General features: G+C 46.2%; 13 protein-coding genes. 6 read left to right on the top strand and 7 right to left on the bottom strand.

Translation table 11 applies throughout. The features are described from left to right. The first annotated feature begins 45 nt into the window (after positions 1-45). From H8B21_RS19445 to H8B21_RS19430, 4 genes are all read left to right on the top strand, one after another. Positions 46-687: a DUF6266 family protein gene (locus tag H8B21_RS19445; RefSeq protein ID WP_190315519.1), complete on the top strand. Its 642-nt coding sequence runs from the start codon at positions 46-48 to the stop codon at positions 685-687. Between the two features lie 80 nt (positions 688-767). Then, positions 768-1,154 (top strand): hypothetical protein, encoded by a 387-nt coding sequence (locus H8B21_RS19440; protein WP_190315518.1) that lies wholly within the window; start codon positions 768-770, stop codon positions 1,152-1,154. Beyond that, positions 1,073-1,660 carry a CHAP domain-containing protein gene (locus H8B21_RS19435; RefSeq protein ID WP_223815150.1) on the top strand — a complete coding sequence of 196 codons (588 nt, stop codon included), beginning with the start codon at positions 1,073-1,075 and terminating at the stop codon, positions 1,658-1,660. The genes H8B21_RS19440 and H8B21_RS19435 overlap by 82 nt, the downstream gene beginning before the upstream one ends. A 2-nt stretch (positions 1,661-1,662) precedes the next feature. After that, the gene (locus H8B21_RS19430) at positions 1,663-2,097 is read left to right on the top strand and encodes a hypothetical protein (RefSeq protein ID WP_190315517.1); all 435 of its coding nucleotides are present in this window, start codon (positions 1,663-1,665) and stop codon (positions 2,095-2,097) included. On the opposite strand, the gene H8B21_RS19425 is transcribed toward H8B21_RS19430, so the two are convergent. Then, positions 2,064-3,680 carry an acyl-CoA dehydrogenase gene (locus H8B21_RS19425; protein ID WP_317170421.1) on the bottom strand — a complete coding sequence of 539 codons (1,617 nt, stop codon included), beginning with the start codon at positions 3,678-3,680 and terminating at the stop codon, positions 2,064-2,066. The genes H8B21_RS19430 and H8B21_RS19425 overlap by 34 nt on opposite strands. Before the next feature lie 94 nt (positions 3,681-3,774). On the opposite strand from H8B21_RS19425, the gene H8B21_RS19420 reads away from it, so the two are divergent. Continuing rightward, a complete protein-coding gene (locus tag H8B21_RS19420; RefSeq protein WP_190315516.1) occupies positions 3,775-4,554 on the top strand; it encodes a polysaccharide biosynthesis/export family protein in 780 nt (259 codons plus the stop codon). 32 nt (positions 4,555-4,586) lie between these two features. Beyond that, positions 4,587-6,992 (top strand): GumC family protein, encoded by a 2,406-nt coding sequence (locus H8B21_RS19415; protein ID WP_190315515.1) that lies wholly within the window; start codon positions 4,587-4,589, stop codon positions 6,990-6,992. 64 nt (positions 6,993-7,056) lie between these two features. On the opposite strand, the gene H8B21_RS19410 is transcribed toward H8B21_RS19415, so the two are convergent. The 6 genes from H8B21_RS19410 to H8B21_RS19385 form a co-directional block, all read right to left on the bottom strand. Then, complete coding sequence (locus H8B21_RS19410; RefSeq protein ID WP_190315514.1) at positions 7,057-8,409, bottom strand: Gfo/Idh/MocA family protein; 1,353 nt, start codon at positions 8,407-8,409, stop codon at positions 7,057-7,059. Between the two features lie 12 nt (positions 8,410-8,421). After that, positions 8,422-9,258 (bottom strand): glycoside hydrolase family 16 protein, encoded by an 837-nt coding sequence (locus H8B21_RS19405; RefSeq protein ID WP_190315513.1) that lies wholly within the window; start codon positions 9,256-9,258, stop codon positions 8,422-8,424. A 30-nt stretch (positions 9,259-9,288) separates the two neighbouring features. After that, a complete protein-coding gene (locus H8B21_RS19400) occupies positions 9,289-9,648 on the bottom strand; it encodes a DUF5018-related domain-containing protein (protein WP_190315512.1) in 360 nt (119 codons plus the stop codon). Positions 9,649-9,670: 22 nt separating this feature from the next. Beyond that, the gene (locus H8B21_RS19395; RefSeq protein ID WP_190315511.1) at positions 9,671-11,350 is read right to left on the bottom strand and encodes a RagB/SusD family nutrient uptake outer membrane protein; all 1,680 of its coding nucleotides are present in this window, start codon (positions 11,348-11,350) and stop codon (positions 9,671-9,673) included. A gap of 10 nt (positions 11,351-11,360) precedes the next feature. Beyond that, positions 11,361-14,669: a TonB-dependent receptor gene (locus H8B21_RS19390; protein ID WP_190315510.1), complete on the bottom strand. Its 3,309-nt coding sequence runs from the start codon at positions 14,667-14,669 to the stop codon at positions 11,361-11,363. A 262-nt stretch (positions 14,670-14,931) separates the two neighbouring features. Beyond that, positions 14,932-16,125, bottom strand: a complete 1,194-nt coding sequence (locus H8B21_RS19385) for a FecR domain-containing protein (protein WP_190315509.1) — start codon at positions 16,123-16,125, stop codon at positions 14,932-14,934. Between the last annotated feature and the right edge of the window lie 63 nt (positions 16,126-16,188).

Here is a 16,188-nt window from a genome sequence, read left to right as displayed (position 1 = left end):
TCGAGCATGCCGGCCAATGGTTAAATAGAATTAAAAAATAAGAAAATGGCAAAATTTTTAAAAGGAATTCATGGAGCTTACCACGGAAAAGTAGGAAACGTAGTGGGAAGCAATTGGCGCGAAGTAGATTATGTCCGCTCATTGCCGAAACCAAGTAAGAAACCTGCAACGGAGGATCAGTTATCACAACGGGCAAGATTTGGGCTGGCGGTTTCGTTTCTCTCACCCATCAATGATCTGCTAAAGTTAGGTTTTTCGGATAAGCAACAGGGCAAATCAACGGGGTATAACAGGGCGCTCCAGCACCTGATTAATCACGGTATCAAGGGCGACTATCCCGAATATGAGATCAACTACGAAGGTGTGGTGATCGCCCGGGGTGGATTGTCGAATTTGATGGGGGTAGCTTGGGAGGAAACGGATCCTAAAAATGTGGAAGTAAGCTGGCTTCCGGAGACGAACAAATTTAATGCGTTTGTGGATGATTCGGTTATTCTACTGTTCTATAACATCGAACGGTCGTTCTTCAGCATCCTCGAAGATGGAATACGTGGAGATGGTAGTCTGGCATTTACGTTACCGGATGTTTATGAAGGAGACCATATAGTCGGCTGGGTATTCACTGGACATCGCGATGGTGTGAAAACCTCTAGTAGTTTTTATCTGGGCGAACTTCAGATATCGTAACTAAATAGGATAGAGAGGCACGCTTGGGTGCCTCTCCTTTTAAATAACGGAGCTTGCGAGCTCTCATGATGATCACAAAAATGAAAGCATTACACACAAAAAAGTCTTGGCTTATCGAGGATATCGCCATGGAACTTTCAGGAAAACATAAAATCGGAATGGCACTGCTCGGCCTGTTGGGCATATTTATATTTACCGGCACTATTTTGCAACTCATTGACCCGACCGCAGCTGTGCTGGACATTGGTATCCTATCGGTGCTGTTGCTCGGTTTACTTGGCGGGATCGCTGCGGTATTTTGCAGCTTGTGGCTACAGGAAATCCTTTGGCAGCCTTTCAAGTTTTTCCGTAGGAACCTATTTTTTCACATTCAACAATTAACATCATGGCAACAATGTATCCTTTATTTCTCTGTATTCTTTTTACTGCTGTATGCGGCAATCTGGATGCTATCCATCATATTGTAAGCACGCAAACATCGTTAGGCCATGAAAATGACGACAATCCTGTGCGTGCTCGGATCATCGAAATCGCTGCGGCGGAGATCGGTGTTCGAGAAGAAACGGGCAATAATGATGGAGTACGTGTGGAAGCGTATCTCGCCTATACCGTCTTAGGAAAAGGGCATGCTTGGTGTGCGGCGTTCATCTCTTGGTGCTACGGACAAGCAGGTTTAATCGAACCGCGCAACCCGTGGAGTCCGGCGCTGTTCCCCAATGCCCGGACATATTGTGGGAATGGTGCTTGCCGTGATTTAAAAACAAGCGCTAGAATAAAACCAGCCGACATCTTTGGTATCTATAGCCATAGCGCAAAACGGATCAACCACGTAGGGCTAGTGCGAAGTGTCGAGGGAAAATATCTGCTCACGATAGAAGGTAATGTGGGAAATAGGGTCTTGTCAAAAAGGAGACATCTATCCATGGTCTACGCATTGGCAGATTGGATTAAAAAAGGGAATAAAAATCATTGACAATGAAATACATACTCATGTCATTCATCATAATAAGCTCAATCTCCTGTCGTTCCTACCGTGAGAAAACACAGTCGGAAAATAGTGGAAACAGTTTATTCGAAACCCGTAAAGGCATCCATTACGGCTTCAAGGTTATCGAAAAAGATAGTCAGAACCGAGTGTGGTATTTTGTTACGGACAGTATACTGTCTTTCCATCCGGAATATGGATTATTCAGCAATGGAGGGCGTCTCCATATCAGTGAAAGTCGAATCGGCCTGCAGCAATTGCAGGTCGAGGTTGACTCACTGGAAAAGATACGACATGCGCAATCATCTACTGTACGGGAAAACCAGACCCGAACGTGGTATAAGAACCCATGGTGGATATGGGCAATTGGCATTTTATGTGTTATTATTATTTACAAAAAACTCATCCAATCACTCTCATCTTGATATTCTACAACGAGTTCAGCGTGATGGCGGAGCGACAGATTGGAGGCTAACTGTGCCACATCAAGCTGCATATTATAAATACAGTTTTCCACCAAGTCGGCGCGGAAACCTTTCTCCTGCATGTTGATTACATATTGTGTATTGACTACGCGGGCAACTATCTTTCCGAGGTCTACTAATTTTCGTTGGACAAGATTGTCGCTTAACGTAAATTGAAGGTGCTCGCGGAAATGAGGGATCGCCTTTTCGGTTGGTGCGAAGCTGGCAAGCGATTGATAGAGGGAGGTTTCTTTTTGTCGTTTCATCCGTTTCAGGACGATTTCGGCAATCTGGGTGTAGAGCATCTCGTTCGATCCTTCGAAAATCTGGAACGGTCGGCTGTCCACTATCCCCCTGCCTGCGACGTGGCTAATTTTGTAGCCGTTCGCACCGGATACCTGCAAACATAGCTGTGCTGATTCTTGCATCAGGTCGGTAACCAACGCTTTCATACTGTTGGCTTCAAGGCCTTCCGTGGCCAGATTATGTTCGATGCCGCTGATATCACTGCTTCTGGCACACATGCCGGAACATAGCGTGAAGGCGGTCTGTATTCTGGAAAGTTGAAATTGTACGGAATCCAAGGCGAGGAGATTGCCTGTACCGACCATCCTCGTCGTACAATGTTGGAGCGCTTCATCCAACATGCGTTTGATAAAACCCATGCCCATACCCGGGAACTGCAATCGGCTGCGGTGCAATATATCCAACATCATTTTGATACCGGTACTTTCCGGTTGTAGACGTTGGTAGGAGGGAACCTCTACATTGATCACATTCATACCATAGGGTATCATGTATAAACCCAAGTTGCTATAGAGCGCTTCGACCTCGATACGTTGTTTGGCGTCGGCGTTGTTCGTCACAAAAAAATCAACGTCACGCGCGAGCTCGCCGTTTCCTAAATCTTTTCGGGCAGCCACCAACCAGTAGTCGGCCTGGCCTGTCAAGCCCTGCCAATGTTTACGGCCGGTAATCGTATAATTCTCGCCCATAGTTTGGTAAGAAGTCCGCATATTTAGAGCATCGCTTCCATAATCCGGTTCGGTGATCATCAGTCCGCCCATGCGCTGGCCGGTTAAAAATTCCGGAAAGATTTTTTCTTTTATTTTATCGTCGCCATATTTAGCAAGAGGCTCCAAAAACAAAGCGATATTGATACCGAAGGTCAAGGATAAAGGGAGCGATTCATACGAAGCTGCAGATAAAATGCTTAAGCACTCTTTGACGATGCTGCCACGTCCGCCGTATTCGGCCGGTATAGCTACAGCAAGGGGATGGGTATCCATGATATCGCGCCAGACGTGGGGAGGTAGACCCCGGTCATGGCTCAATTCATTGATGTCTTGTTGTTCATGAAACACCCGTTTCAATGCTTGATTAAATCGTGCTATAAATACCGATAGTTCTTCCTTATTTGGTTCCATCTTTGGAAAATATGTTACTTTATTTAATAATACAAACTTAGATAAAAATGCGTAGCATTCATGAATATCAATGGAAAAAACGGACTCTGTTTCTAATAAAATGATGCCTTTTTGCATTAATTCGCGTATATTCGAAAGAAAAAACTATTTTTGCGGGACGTAATACTTTGGAGAGGTTTTTGCTTTAGGCAAGCCAGAAAAAAATATATCTATGTCGAAATCTATTCTAGGTGTAGGGCTTTCGCTCTTGATAGCAAGTATCTTGTTTTGTACTTCCTGTGCGAGTAAGAAGAATATGGTATACTTCCAACCGGATTCGGTCGAGTTGAATACGCTGTATGAATTGAACGCTCCTAAATTGCAGCCTGGCGATATCTTAGCCATTTCGGTGACAGCCGATGATGTACGTGCAACGCTGCCGTTTAATCAGGTGTCGCCTTATCAGGGAAACACGGGGACGATCCAGGCCACCAACCCCTTTATCCCAACGTATGCCATTGACGCTAACGGCGAGATTGATTTTCCGAAAGTTGGGAAAATTAAATTGGCAGGCAAAACCCGTACGCAGGCCATGGATCTATTGCGCGGGGAAGTAGGAAGGTATATCGTGGATCCGGGTATCTCGATGGTGGTACGTAATTTCCGAGTGACGGTATTGGGCGAAGTTTTGCGCCCCGGTACGTTTACGATTGAGAATGATCGATTAACGATTTTGGAGGCATTGGGTTTAGCGGGTGACATGACGATATATGGCGAACGTAATAATGTATTGGTTATCCGCGAGCAGGATGGGAAAAAGGAAGAATTTCGGTTGGATTTAAGAAAACGGGAAACGATGAATTCTCCTGCATACTATTTAACACAGAACGATGTGGTGTATGTAGAACCGAACGGCGCACGTATCCAAAATTCAAAATACACAGCAACGACTTCGATCTTCGTGTCTGTCGTAGGCTTGATTGTTACCGTGATATCGGTCGTAACCCGTTAAAAACTTAAGAAGAGAAAAGAAGCAAAGCATTTATGAAGAATAACGCTTACCCTCAAGTAAAAGAAACAGACGAACAGGAGATAAACCTCAAACAGATTTTTGAACAATATGCGTTTTATTGGAAATGGTTCGTCATTTCCATCTTTGTCTGTCTGTTAATAGCCTTTGTCTACTTGCGTTATGCAGAGCGCATTTATAATGTAAATGCAAAAATCCTCTTGCAGGACGAAAAGCAAGCTTCCGGAGAGATGGCAGGCCTAGCCGAATTGGCTACACTTTCGGGTATGGGAAGTTCCTCGGCGGCTTTTGTCAACGACCAGATGGAGGTGCTGCGCTCCCGCCGACTCATGCGTAAGGTAGTCGATACAAATCGATTGTATCTTTCTTATTTTGTAAAAGGAAAGATAAAATCTTCTGAAGTATTGGAAAGCCTGTCACCACTAAAAGTGATGCTGCTAGAGCCTAATCATGCGCGTTTGGATTCGGTAGCTTATGTCTTTACAGTAAGTAAACAAGGCAATACGTATAAAATAAAGGATGAGCGGGAGGGGACAAAGGACTATACGTTAGGTAGCAGGCTTGAGACACCGCTTGGCCCGATCAGTTTAGTGCCGCAGGAAAGTAATAAACTTTGGGAAGGCGATTTGCAGATCAGCTATATGCCGGCAGATATCACCGTCGATGTTTTGCGGAATAAGGTACAGATTACACCGAATAGAGAAGCACAGTCTTTTTTGGTAAATTTTTCGATGGATTATCCGTTAATCGCTAAGGCTGAGTTGATTCTGAATTCGCTTATCGATCAGTATAATCAAGACGTGACGTATGATAAAGCGCAGGTAACACGGGCAACATCGAAGTTTATCAATTCACGTTTGGAATTAATTTCGAACGATTTAGCAGACGCCGATTCGAAAGTGGCGGATTTCAAAGATCGGAACAGCCTGATGGATATGCAGGAAGAAGCGCGTCTGTATATGCAGAATGCAACTGTCAATGAGCAGAAATTGGTAGAATATCAGACGCAATTGAGCTTAGCCGATATGATGCGGGAGGCAACCTCCGGTAACGAATATAACTTATTGCCGTCTAATATTGGGTTAACCGATCCGTCGATCCAAGCGAATATACAAAACTATAATCAATTGGTGTTGGAACGGGATGATTTATTAAAATCTGCTACACCAGATAACCCGGTCGTACAGCAATTGAATAATAATATAGCCCAAATAAACAGGACACTGCAGATGTCACTGGATAATTATCGCAAGGTATTGCAGGGAAATGTCGATGCGCTGCAAAACCAAAAAAGCAAGTTCGAGGGCAAGCTCAATCAATTGCCAAACCAGGAACGGGGCTTCAAGGATATCTCCCGGCAACAGCAAATTGTGGAAACGCTGTATTTGTTTTTGTTGCAAAAAAGGGAAGAAACCGAGATTAAAGCAGCGGCTACACCAGCCAATTTGAAGATCGTCGATGAAGCTTATGGTTTCAAATTGCCTGTCGCACCCCGTAAAATGATTGTGATGCTCGGAGCATTGATTGCGGGTTTCTTGATTCCTTTTGCTATCCTGTACCTTAAATTCCTGTTGGATAACAAAATTCATTCTCGCAAAGATATCGAAGACGCATTTCTTGCGCCTATTTTGGGTGAAGTGCCAAGTTCAGATCACCCGATTATCGAGGATAACGACCGTTCATCGCTTGCAGAGGCTATTCGTATTCTGCGGACGAATATTGCCTTTATATTGGGTAATAAAAAAGACGAATCTTCGGTATTGTATGTTACATCGACGACGGCTGGCGAGGGAAAATCTTTTATCGCGACCAACTTGGCAAAGATTCTCTCCATGTCGGGTAAAAAAGTATTGTTAATCGGAGCGGATATCCGTTCGCCAAAAGTGTTGGACTATTTAGGGCTATCGCACCTACAGCACACGAATATCGGCATTACGCAATATTTGATTAACCCGGAAATGTCGGTTTCGAATATTGTCATTGAGAAGCCGGCCCCGTATAATTTTGATATTATCTATTCGGGCTATATCGCGCCAAATCCCGCAGAACTGTTGATGAACGGGCATTTTGCCGACTTGATCGCGTACGGCCGTATGCAATATGATTATGTCATTGTGGATACAGCGCCTGTCAGCTTGGTAACCGATACGTTATTGATTGCGGAACATGCGGATATGACGATCTTTGTAACGCGTGCCAACTACCTAGATAAACGTTTGTTGAATATTCCGAAAGAGCTATACGAAGAAGGCAAATTGAAGAATATGGCGGTGGTCATCAACGATGTGGACTTTAAACGGGGCTATGGTTATGGTTACGGCTATGGTTATGGCTACGGCGAGGGACAGGAAGTATCGTTCCGCAAACGCCTGCTGAATATCATTAAAGGCAAAAAGAAGAATAAACGGCCGATAGGTTAAAATAGAATAAAGCAAAGCCCCGATGAACAAACCATCGGGGCTTTGCTTTATTAGAATTTGATAACTACAGTCCGGAATCGTCCAATGCGAACGTGTTTTTACGGTTTTTCCATTGGCCTCGCGTAAAGTCCGGAATCTCTTGTGGGGCATTGCCCTCTTCGATGGATTTTGCCGAAAGCGGCAGGATCACGCTCATGGCAACCGAGTCGTACACATCGATGGGAACGGGTTTTCGCTGTTTTACCGCTTCCTTAAAGGCGTTGAATACAAAATAATCCATGCCCCCATGTCCTGCACCCTCGGCTTTAGCTGCATATTTTTTCCATAAAGGATGGTCGTATTTATCCAACCAGGTCTGTGCCGGATCCCATACGTCGTGCTGCTGCGATTGCCCTTCGACATAGATGCCATTTGCAACATCAGACCATAGGCCTGCTGTTCCCTGAACTTTAAAACCAATGGAATAGGGTCTAGGGAGGTGTGTATCGTGAACCAGGCTGATGGTTTCCTCGTTGGCGCAGTTGATTAGGGTGGTGACGATATCGCCGTTTTTGAAATTAATGCGTGCATGGGGATGTCCGGGTGCAACCTCATCGAGGTAGGCATTCAACCCCCTAGATTTAGAGGCAAAAGATACCATGTTGGTAAAGCGGTTCCCTCTATTGATATCGATGTAATTCATTAACGGGCCCAAACCATGGGTGGGGTAAATGTCGCCTTGAAGGTCGATGTTGAACTGCGTTCGCCATTGTGCTTCGCCCACGGCGGCGTCCTCGCCGTATACAGCGCCTTTTCCCGACTTTCCTTTTCCGGCGTTGAATAAACCTCCGCGTAAGTCGTGCATATACCCGCCCTCTAGATGGACAAGTTCGCCGAAAACACCCTGCCTGACCATATTCAATACCGCTAGTACATCTCGTCGGTACGATACATTTTCAAGGGTCATATACGGCATGTTGGTTTCTTCGCTGACATCTACAATATCCCAGTGGTCTTGTACCGTAAGACCGGCTATGACCTCGCAACCGACATACATGCCGGCGCGCATCGCATCAATAGATTGGTCGCGGTGGAACTGCCAGGGCGTGGAGATGATAACAGCATCCAGTTTCTCCGCATCGATCATCCGTTTATAGGCATCCATTCCGCCGGTATATTCTTTGGGTAATTTCTTGCCCGCTTTCTGAAATTGTGCACGACAGGCGGCCAGCGATTGCTCTTGGATATCACAGATGGCGACGATATCCACGTCATCGTGTAAAAGTCCTTCCCGTACGTGGTTCCGTCCGCGTCCACCGACGCCGATAAAGCCCATGCTGACCTTGGTGTTTTGTCGTCCGAATAACAAGCCGGATGGAAGGATGGTAAGCCCTGCCGTGGTCAATAAGCTGTCTTTAACGAATGTTCTCCTGTTCATGGTTTTCTGAGGTTACTTTTTTACGTTAAATACGCGGACCCAATCGATCTGAAAATCCGCCGGTAGATCGGCATCGCCCGGCGCGCCGGCGTGTCCCTCGATGCTCAGGATAATGGGCCTGAGCTGGGTGACAAACGCCGGGGTCTCAGCCGTATCCCATTCCCAATATTGCATGCCATCCAGGTAAAATTTTAACTTTCCGTCCCGGCGTTCAAGTCCGTAAAGATGGAAATCCTCATCCAGCCCCCAAGGAAAATAATAATTTGTGTAGCCCGGAACGGTATTGCCGTTGCCCGGTTTAGGCCACGTAAGTAGGCTGGTATTCAGCAGGTGGGGTTTATTTCGGGCGCTTTTGGTTTCTTGCATATCGATTTCGATATTGGGATTCTTGGATTCCACCGGATCATCGCCTAACCAGATTGCAGCGCAAACATTGGCTGGCGCATGGATCATTTTGGCGCGAACCTCAATGTAGGTGTCGCCGCCGACCTCGAATTTTGACTTGAGACAGCCCGCTGTATAGTGTTTTGCCGCGTCCGGATGATTGGCGTAGTCTTCTTTTTTGGCAAATAAGCGCGCGATGCCATCGCGTACTTCGGTGTTTTCCCGGCGATAGGCGAAGTGCGCCGATACGCCACCCCAGTACCACAGTGGTTCGGCAGTCCACTTATCGCTGTCAAAACGATCGAATTCGTCGCTTTTACTAGCATCCAGCTCCCACTCAATTCCAGACGGAGTTATAGATTCCGTAGGAAAATTCTTTTCAAATGGATTGGATTCGCTGCTTTTTCCACAAGAATAGAGGATACATATACTCCATATAAAGGTAAAAAAAGATAATTTTTTCATCGTTATTCGTTATCAATGTTTTCTATTTAATTAGTTGGTTACCGTAACCGTCCATCGTTGTTGATCCACCCGATTTCCGGCAATGACGGTATACGTGACCGGAGTGGAAAAGTCTGTATAAACACCTAATGCGGGCTCCACGATAGCACCTTCGGATATCGTGGCCGACGGAAACAGGTGCGTGATGGAAACATCGGGATTTGCCTGGATCGTCACGGTCGCATTTTCAGCGTTGATTTGGACGTTGCTGATTGCATTGGTGCCGGTTTCCGTAACCAGCCTGAAGCTTTGTATAAGCGTGAGCGCGCTATCGGTAGCGGGATAGATTTCCCGTTCCTTTTGGCAGCTGAAATGGATTAAGATTATCGATAATAAGATTAATTTCTTCATTTTTGATAGTTTTTTTGATGCTTTACCAATTCTCACTCGGGGTAAGGTTTGGATTATTACGCAGTTCACCTGCTGGTATAGACCAGTTATAATATTTGGGATAAGTCAGATATTTGGTTTGCATCGGTTGGGATGTCTGACCAAAAGGCTCTCTCCGGAATCCATAGAATACAGCGCCGTTAGGCATGGTCTTTTCAAAATCTCGCCAACGCTTATAATCATAATAAAGCTGTTGCTCCTGGATGAGTTCGATTTTACGTTCATGTTTGATAATTTCACGTAACTCATCTTTGTCGCCCGCGACGATATTGGGCATCCCTGCCCGGTTTCTGACGGCGTTTACATAAGGTACGGCTTCGGCCGTCCTGTTGATTTCATTTAACGCTTCTGCATATAACAGCAGTACGTCCGCATAGCGAACAAGGATATAGTTGTTGCCACCGTTCCCCGGTTGGTATAGGGGGGTGAATAACGAGGGCTCGACCATTTTCTTGAAAAAGTAAGCGTCATTATCGGCATCCGGAAAGAAAGTCATATCGGCTTCCGGCCAATACTCACCACTTTTGCGGATCGCGCCACCAGAGCCGCTGATATTCGGATTAAAAAAAGTTTGTGAAAGACGCGGGTCTCGATTGGCAAACTCGTTTTGCGGATTATAATTGGGCGATTTACCAGCAAGCGGACTAGGGTTAGCCCTTGTGTCTCTATACCTGTTCATCTCTGCAAAGCTAATACCGTATTTTTGCCAACCGTCTATACATTCAAACATATCGATATAGTTCTGCTGTGCCTGAAGCCCTTTCCAACCGTTACCTGCAAATGCACCGCTGATGTTGTTTTTGTCTAAATCCCGGATAAACTGCAAGGACAATAATATTTCGGGGTTGTCTGCTCCTTCGTTTTCTTCCAGAAAAAGAGCTCCAAAATCACGATAGGGATCGTTATATTTCTTGAACAAATCGAAACGGCCGGAATTGACGACATCACTTAACGCTTCAGCGGCTACTTCATAATATTCCGGTTTGTTATAGAAACCAGCTACATAGAGTGCTGCGCGTGCTTTATATACCTGCGCGGCATAGCGCGTCAGCCGGCCGTGTTTTGCGTCTGTGGGGTCAGTAGGAAGTTCCGAAATGGCCTGATCAAACTCGGGCATGATAAAGGCAATAATTTCTTCTGCGGTGTTTTTTGATGGCCAAGTGTCAACGGGAAGCGGTTCCTTAATAAGTGGCGCATCACCAAATATCTGCATAAGCCGGGTATATAGAAACGCCCGGATAGTTCTGGCCTGGCCCTTATAGTTATTTAATTCGGCATCCGGGATTTGTCCTTGAAATTGGTCAATGTTTTGGAAAAAAATATTGATGTTGCGGATATAGGTATATTTATTACTCCACATCCGGTCATTCACCCACCAGTTGTCCGTCGTCAAGGAGCCGTTGGTCGCGGGAAAGAAGCCTGCCTCCCAAGAATTTTTGAGAAAGATTAAATCCGTCAGGATGTCTAAGTAGGGGACACCGTTGCCTCCTTCCAACTCGTAAAAGGCATCGTACATGGCATTGACGGCATATGCAGCATCGCCAGGCGATTTATAGAAAGAGCTTTCCGATAATTCGGATAACGGTGGTCTTTCCAAAAAACTTTCACACGAAATAAAGCTGATAACGAATAGGAATAATAGTGATTTTGCTAGGTTTTTCATGTCTTATAATTTAGAGTCTTAAGTTTAACCCCAAGGAAACTACGGTATAATTGGGGTACCACTGATCAAAAATATCCCGTTCGGGATCAAAGCCATCCACATAATTCGGGGCATAGGTAAAGAGGTTCGTTGCCGCTAAATATGCCCGAAGTCCCTGTATTTTAATTTTACTTAACGCATTGGTGGGTAGGCTATAACCTACCTGCACATTTTTGAGACGCAAGTATGATCCGGATTTGATCCACCAGTCGGAGTTTTCCCTATTATGGGCAAAATTTTGCAACAACCGGGGGACAAGGGCGTTCGCATTGGGGTTTTCCGGTGACCACCGATCGAGATGGAGCGCTAAGGGAGAGTTAAAATTCATTAAGGCGTTCCGCACATAGCCGTCCCATACCCGGTCAGTATTGCCGGCGCCTTGCAGCAAGACGGCCAAGTCGAATGTTTTGTACCGAAATCCCAGGTTCAAACCGAATTGGGTTTTCACATAGCGGTTACCAATCCGTACCTGATCCATATAATCGAGCTTCCCGTCGCCATTTTGGTCTTTATACATCAAATCTCCCAAACCGATCTGTGGTGGGACACCATCTAAGTTGCGATAGTTTGCCAGTTGCTCCTCCGTGTTGATGATACCCATGGTTTGATATCCATAATAATCACCCAGATCGCCGTTAGGACGATACGTGGAGCTGAACGGGGTGGCGCGGTCCTGTAGATCGATAACCCAGCTCCGCCAACCTGAAATGGTAAAAGCGGCATTATAGCTGAAATCGTCATTGATAAAGTGGTTGTGGGTAAGGACAAGATCAAATCCATGACTACCCACCTTGCCGGCATTGGTCGTCATATGTGCTTGGGGTAAGCCAATGATGTTGGAAACGGGTACCGTTAGTAGGATATCATCGGTCCTTTTCTCCCAAAGATCAAATTCGAAACCGAAGAGGCCATTTTTAATACTCGCATCGAGCCCGAGGTTGTAGGTGGTCGACGTTTCCCAGCTTAGGTTCGGATTGGCAGGATTACCATACAATACCCCCAAGACCTGCGTGTCATTAAAGCTATAGTAGGGGCCTACAGACAATCGGGGATACGGTTCGTAAAAACCAAGTTTCTCGGCGTTGCCCAACTGCCCTACGGAAGCTCTTAACTTGAGCAGATCCAACCAACCGACATGTTGCATGAAGCTTTCGTTGCGGATATTCCACCCGGCCGAAACAGAAGGGAAGAAATCCCAGCGGTTGCCCGCCGCTAATCGGGAGGATCCATCATACCTGCCCGTCAGTTCAAAGAGATAACGTTCATCGAAATTATAGCTCAGCCGACCAAACCCGGACATAAACGCCCAGTGGTCTGCACCGCCGCCGTTGGTTTGCGTCGCCGCATCACCCGCACTAAGTTCGTGCAGTTCATCATTGATGAAGTCGGCCCGGTAGGCGGTTATTCGATCTTCTCGGAACGATTCTTGCGAATAGCCGCCAAGTAGATTCAAATAATGCGCCCCGAACCGCTTTTCATAGGTAGCTGTAGCTTGTAAATCATATTTATTGCGCTTAGACCAGTTCTCGGTTAGGGAGTTACGCCCCACCTCCACGGTGCGCTCAAAGAAGTCATAGGTCTCCATTTTGGGCTGATAGGCGCTGTACGTATCGTGGCCCGCGTGATAAACGGCCATACCCTTCAAGGTAAGTCCGGCAACGGGTTTGTATTCCAAGTTTCCGTTGACGGTATAGTTTGATCGGATGTCGTCGATAGGCCCATAGTTCTCGATGACCTGGACTTGGTTGCCCACACGCCAAAGGTAATTGCCATTGGCGAACATCGCACCGCCATAATAGCCATTGGGATAACGCACCGCGGCCGTTGGCGAGTTTCGTAATGCATTGCTGAAAATATTCATGACACCGGCAGCATCTCTTGTCGTATGTTGGTAGGACGTGAGCATCTGGAGCTGTAATTTATCGCTGATCTTGCTCGTAATATTGCCCCGCAGGTTAACGCGGTTATAATGGTCGATGTGCTTTATCGAACCTTTTTGGTGCATATATTCTCCCGAAAGAAAGTACTGTCCTATGGCACTGTTTCCACTCGCACTTAGATAGTTGTTGACGATGGGCACGTGCTTGTCGGTTACTTCTTCCAGCCAGTTCGTATTGGCGTGCATAACCGGGTCGGTACCTTCCCGGAATAGCCTCAGGTCATTCTCGTTATATATAGGCGCTTTGTTTTCATTGAACATGGCTTCATTGACCAGCGTCGCAAACTCATAGGAAGTGACGGTCTTCGGAAAGCGGGTGGGGGTTTGGATACCCGCGTAGCTGTTAAATTCGATGACGGCCCTGTCCATTTCGCCTCCTCGTTTGGTCGTGACTAGCAAGACTCCGTTAGCCGCCCGGGATCCATATATGGCTGCGGCAGCAGCATCTTTTAATACAGATATACTTTCTATATCAGCCGGGGCAATTGAAGATAGATTCGTGGCCGGGCTACCGTCTACCAGTACGAGGGGACCGTTATTGTTTCCTTCTATCGTACCTATTCCGCGTACGAGTATTTCCGGGGAACTGCCGGGTTCACCATTGCTTTCCGCCACGGTAACGCCAGGCACCCTTCCGGCAAGCGATTGCAGTATGTTAGGTCGCGGTATATTTCTGATATCTTCCATTTTGACGGTAGAAACCGCAGCGGTCAGGCTAGATTTTCGCTGTGTGCCATAACCGATAACAACGACCTCATCCAGATCACCGATGGCTTCTGTCAGCGTAGCGTGTACGGTTGTCCTGTCACCGACTACCTGTTCCTGCGGTTGATATCCGATAAGTGAGAATGCTAATGTAACCGCTCCTTCCGGAACTTGGATCTCATAGGCGCCTGCTGCATTGCTCATCGTGGCCCTGCCGGTTTGCTTGACTTGTACGGTGGCGCCCTCAAGCGGATTACCGGATGCGCCCGTGACGGTTCCCTGCACCGTTCGCTGCTGCCGGGCTGCAGACGTGGATATAATGCGTCTATCAGACCGTGCTTTTTCCGCTTGACGGATGGCAATAGTCTTGTCTTTTATGATAAATGACAACGACCGTGGACTGAGCAGCATGGACAGCACTTCTGCTAACGGCTTGTCCTGAACGTGGATACTGACCACCGTCTTGGCGTCCACAAATCGATCGTTGTAGATGATGTTGTGTCCCGACTGTTTTTCGATCTGCTCGAAAATGGCCGTTATAGGTTTGTTTTTTGCACGCAAGGTGATCGTTTGCGACACGGACGTGGCACTGAGGTGCAGGCAGGTAGAAAGTAATAACAAGGGAATTAATTTCATAATTCGCTTTATATGGTTATACATATTACTTTTTTCATTTTCCAATGAACAAAAGCGATAATTTATCATTACGTTTGTGTGTTTGGATAGTTTAAAAAATCAATTAGTAACACTGGTTTATCGTTAGGCTATCTGTAACAATCGGGGAAGTGTTCGCAGCGCTTCCCCTATTTTCTTACAGACTTTTACGGTAGGGCATTATATATCTGGAAGGTCATGCATGGTTTTTTTGCTTTAGTTAAAGATTCGTTCGTTATTCCGTTTAGTTTACAATGAGCTTTTTATCCTGAATCTGTACGTTAACATTGGAAACATTCAAAAGTTCGAGTACCGTCAGTAAAGATAGTTGCCGGCTCATTTTGCCGGTAAATGATTCGTGCGGTATGTTGCCTTTATACATGACATCTACATCATACCATCTGGATATCTGCGACATCATCTGTTCAAATGATGTGTTTTTGAACAAGAATAATCCGTCTTTCCAAGCTACAAATTGCGCAATATCGACTTTTTGTACCGACCGATCGTTTTTGGTAACTACCGATTGATAGCCCGGTTCCAGCAAAAAGCGATCAGAGCTGTTTGGGCCAATGGCGACGGAAACGCGTCCTTCTACCAAGGTGGTCGTGGTTTCCGGCATATCATGATAGGCCGATACATTGAACTGTGTACCCAGAACTTCGATTTCTTGCGATCGTGTTCGCACGAAAAAAGGGATATGTTGGCCATTTTCCTGCAAGGAACTTACCTCAAAATAAGCTTCCCCCTCCAGTTCCACACGTCGTTGTTTACCGGCAAAGCGTCTTGGATAACGCAAAGTAGAGGATGAATTGAGCCATACGGCCGTACCATCTGACAGGACGACTTTGTATATACCTCCTTTAGGGACTGAAATGGACAGCGATAGGTGATTGTTACCGTAAGCGTCATCATCGGTTAGGACAGGACTTCCATCAGGGTAATACGCACTGTCATTACGTAGAATGATAGTGCCTTGGTCTCCGCTAAGCGCGATTTTACGCCCGTCAGCAAGTGTTAAGACGGCTTTTTGCCCACCTGGCGCGATGTCGTTCGCCACTACCATATCTGTAACGGGTTTCTCCGGGGAAGAATCCTTGTGCCAATAGAGTACGCCTAAGGTTAAGAAAAAGAGAACGGCAGCAGCATACGGGAGCAATTTCCGCCATCGTCGTGGATTTCGTTCGGAAATTTCGTCTTCCGGCACGACGACACCTGCCTTTGTATAGATGCGCTGTAAAAGTATATCTTCGTCGTAGGCCTCGTCAAACGTCGCCAACTCGGCAAGTAAACGTTTAGGATCCGAAAGTTCATTTACAAACTGATGTCGGACGGGGTCGTCATTCATCCACAGATCCAGCTCCTGACGTTCTTCCGCCGTGAGCTGACCCTCGATGTTTTTACGCAGTAGATATATAATTCGTTTTGTGTTTTTCATCTTCACAACGGTGCTTCTACTATATAATGACAAGAGACCGTGTCAAATCTTACAGATAAAACG

The sequence above is a fragment of the Sphingobacterium chuzhouense genome (assembly GCF_014692525.1).
Lineage (GTDB): Bacteria > Bacteroidota > Bacteroidia > Sphingobacteriales > Sphingobacteriaceae > Sphingobacterium > Sphingobacterium chuzhouense.
The sequence above is the reverse complement of the archived record's forward strand: the minus strand, read 5'-3'. Positions and strand labels throughout refer to the sequence as shown.

Coding starts and splice junctions, on each gene's coding strand:
- H8B21_RS19445 (WP_190315519.1), top strand. CDS start 46: ATGGCAAAATTTTTAAAAGGAATTCATGGAGCTTACCACGGAAAAGTA.
- H8B21_RS19440 (WP_190315518.1), top strand. CDS start 768: ATGAAAGCATTACACACAAAAAAGTCTTGGCTTATCGAGGATATCGCC.
- H8B21_RS19435 (WP_223815150.1), top strand. CDS start 1,073: ATGGCAACAATGTATCCTTTATTTCTCTGTATTCTTTTTACTGCTGTA.
- H8B21_RS19430 (WP_190315517.1), top strand. CDS start 1,663: ATGAAATACATACTCATGTCATTCATCATAATAAGCTCAATCTCCTGT.
- H8B21_RS19425 (WP_317170421.1), bottom strand. CDS start 3,680: ATGCAAAAAGGCATCATTTTATTAGAAACAGAGTCCGTTTTTTCCATT.
- H8B21_RS19420 (WP_190315516.1), top strand. CDS start 3,775: ATGTCGAAATCTATTCTAGGTGTAGGGCTTTCGCTCTTGATAGCAAGT.
- H8B21_RS19415 (WP_190315515.1), top strand. CDS start 4,587: ATGAAGAATAACGCTTACCCTCAAGTAAAAGAAACAGACGAACAGGAG.
- H8B21_RS19410 (WP_190315514.1), bottom strand. CDS start 8,409: ATGAACAGGAGAACATTCGTTAAAGACAGCTTATTGACCACGGCAGGG.
- H8B21_RS19405 (WP_190315513.1), bottom strand. CDS start 9,258: ATGAAAAAATTATCTTTTTTTACCTTTATATGGAGTATATGTATCCTC.
- H8B21_RS19400 (WP_190315512.1), bottom strand. CDS start 9,648: ATGAAGAAATTAATCTTATTATCGATAATCTTAATCCATTTCAGCTGC.
- H8B21_RS19395 (WP_190315511.1), bottom strand. CDS start 11,350: ATGAAAAACCTAGCAAAATCACTATTATTCCTATTCGTTATCAGCTTT.
- H8B21_RS19390 (WP_190315510.1), bottom strand. CDS start 14,669: ATGAAATTAATTCCCTTGTTATTACTTTCTACCTGCCTGCACCTCAGT.
- H8B21_RS19385 (WP_190315509.1), bottom strand. CDS start 16,125: ATGAAAAACACAAAACGAATTATATATCTACTGCGTAAAAACATCGAG.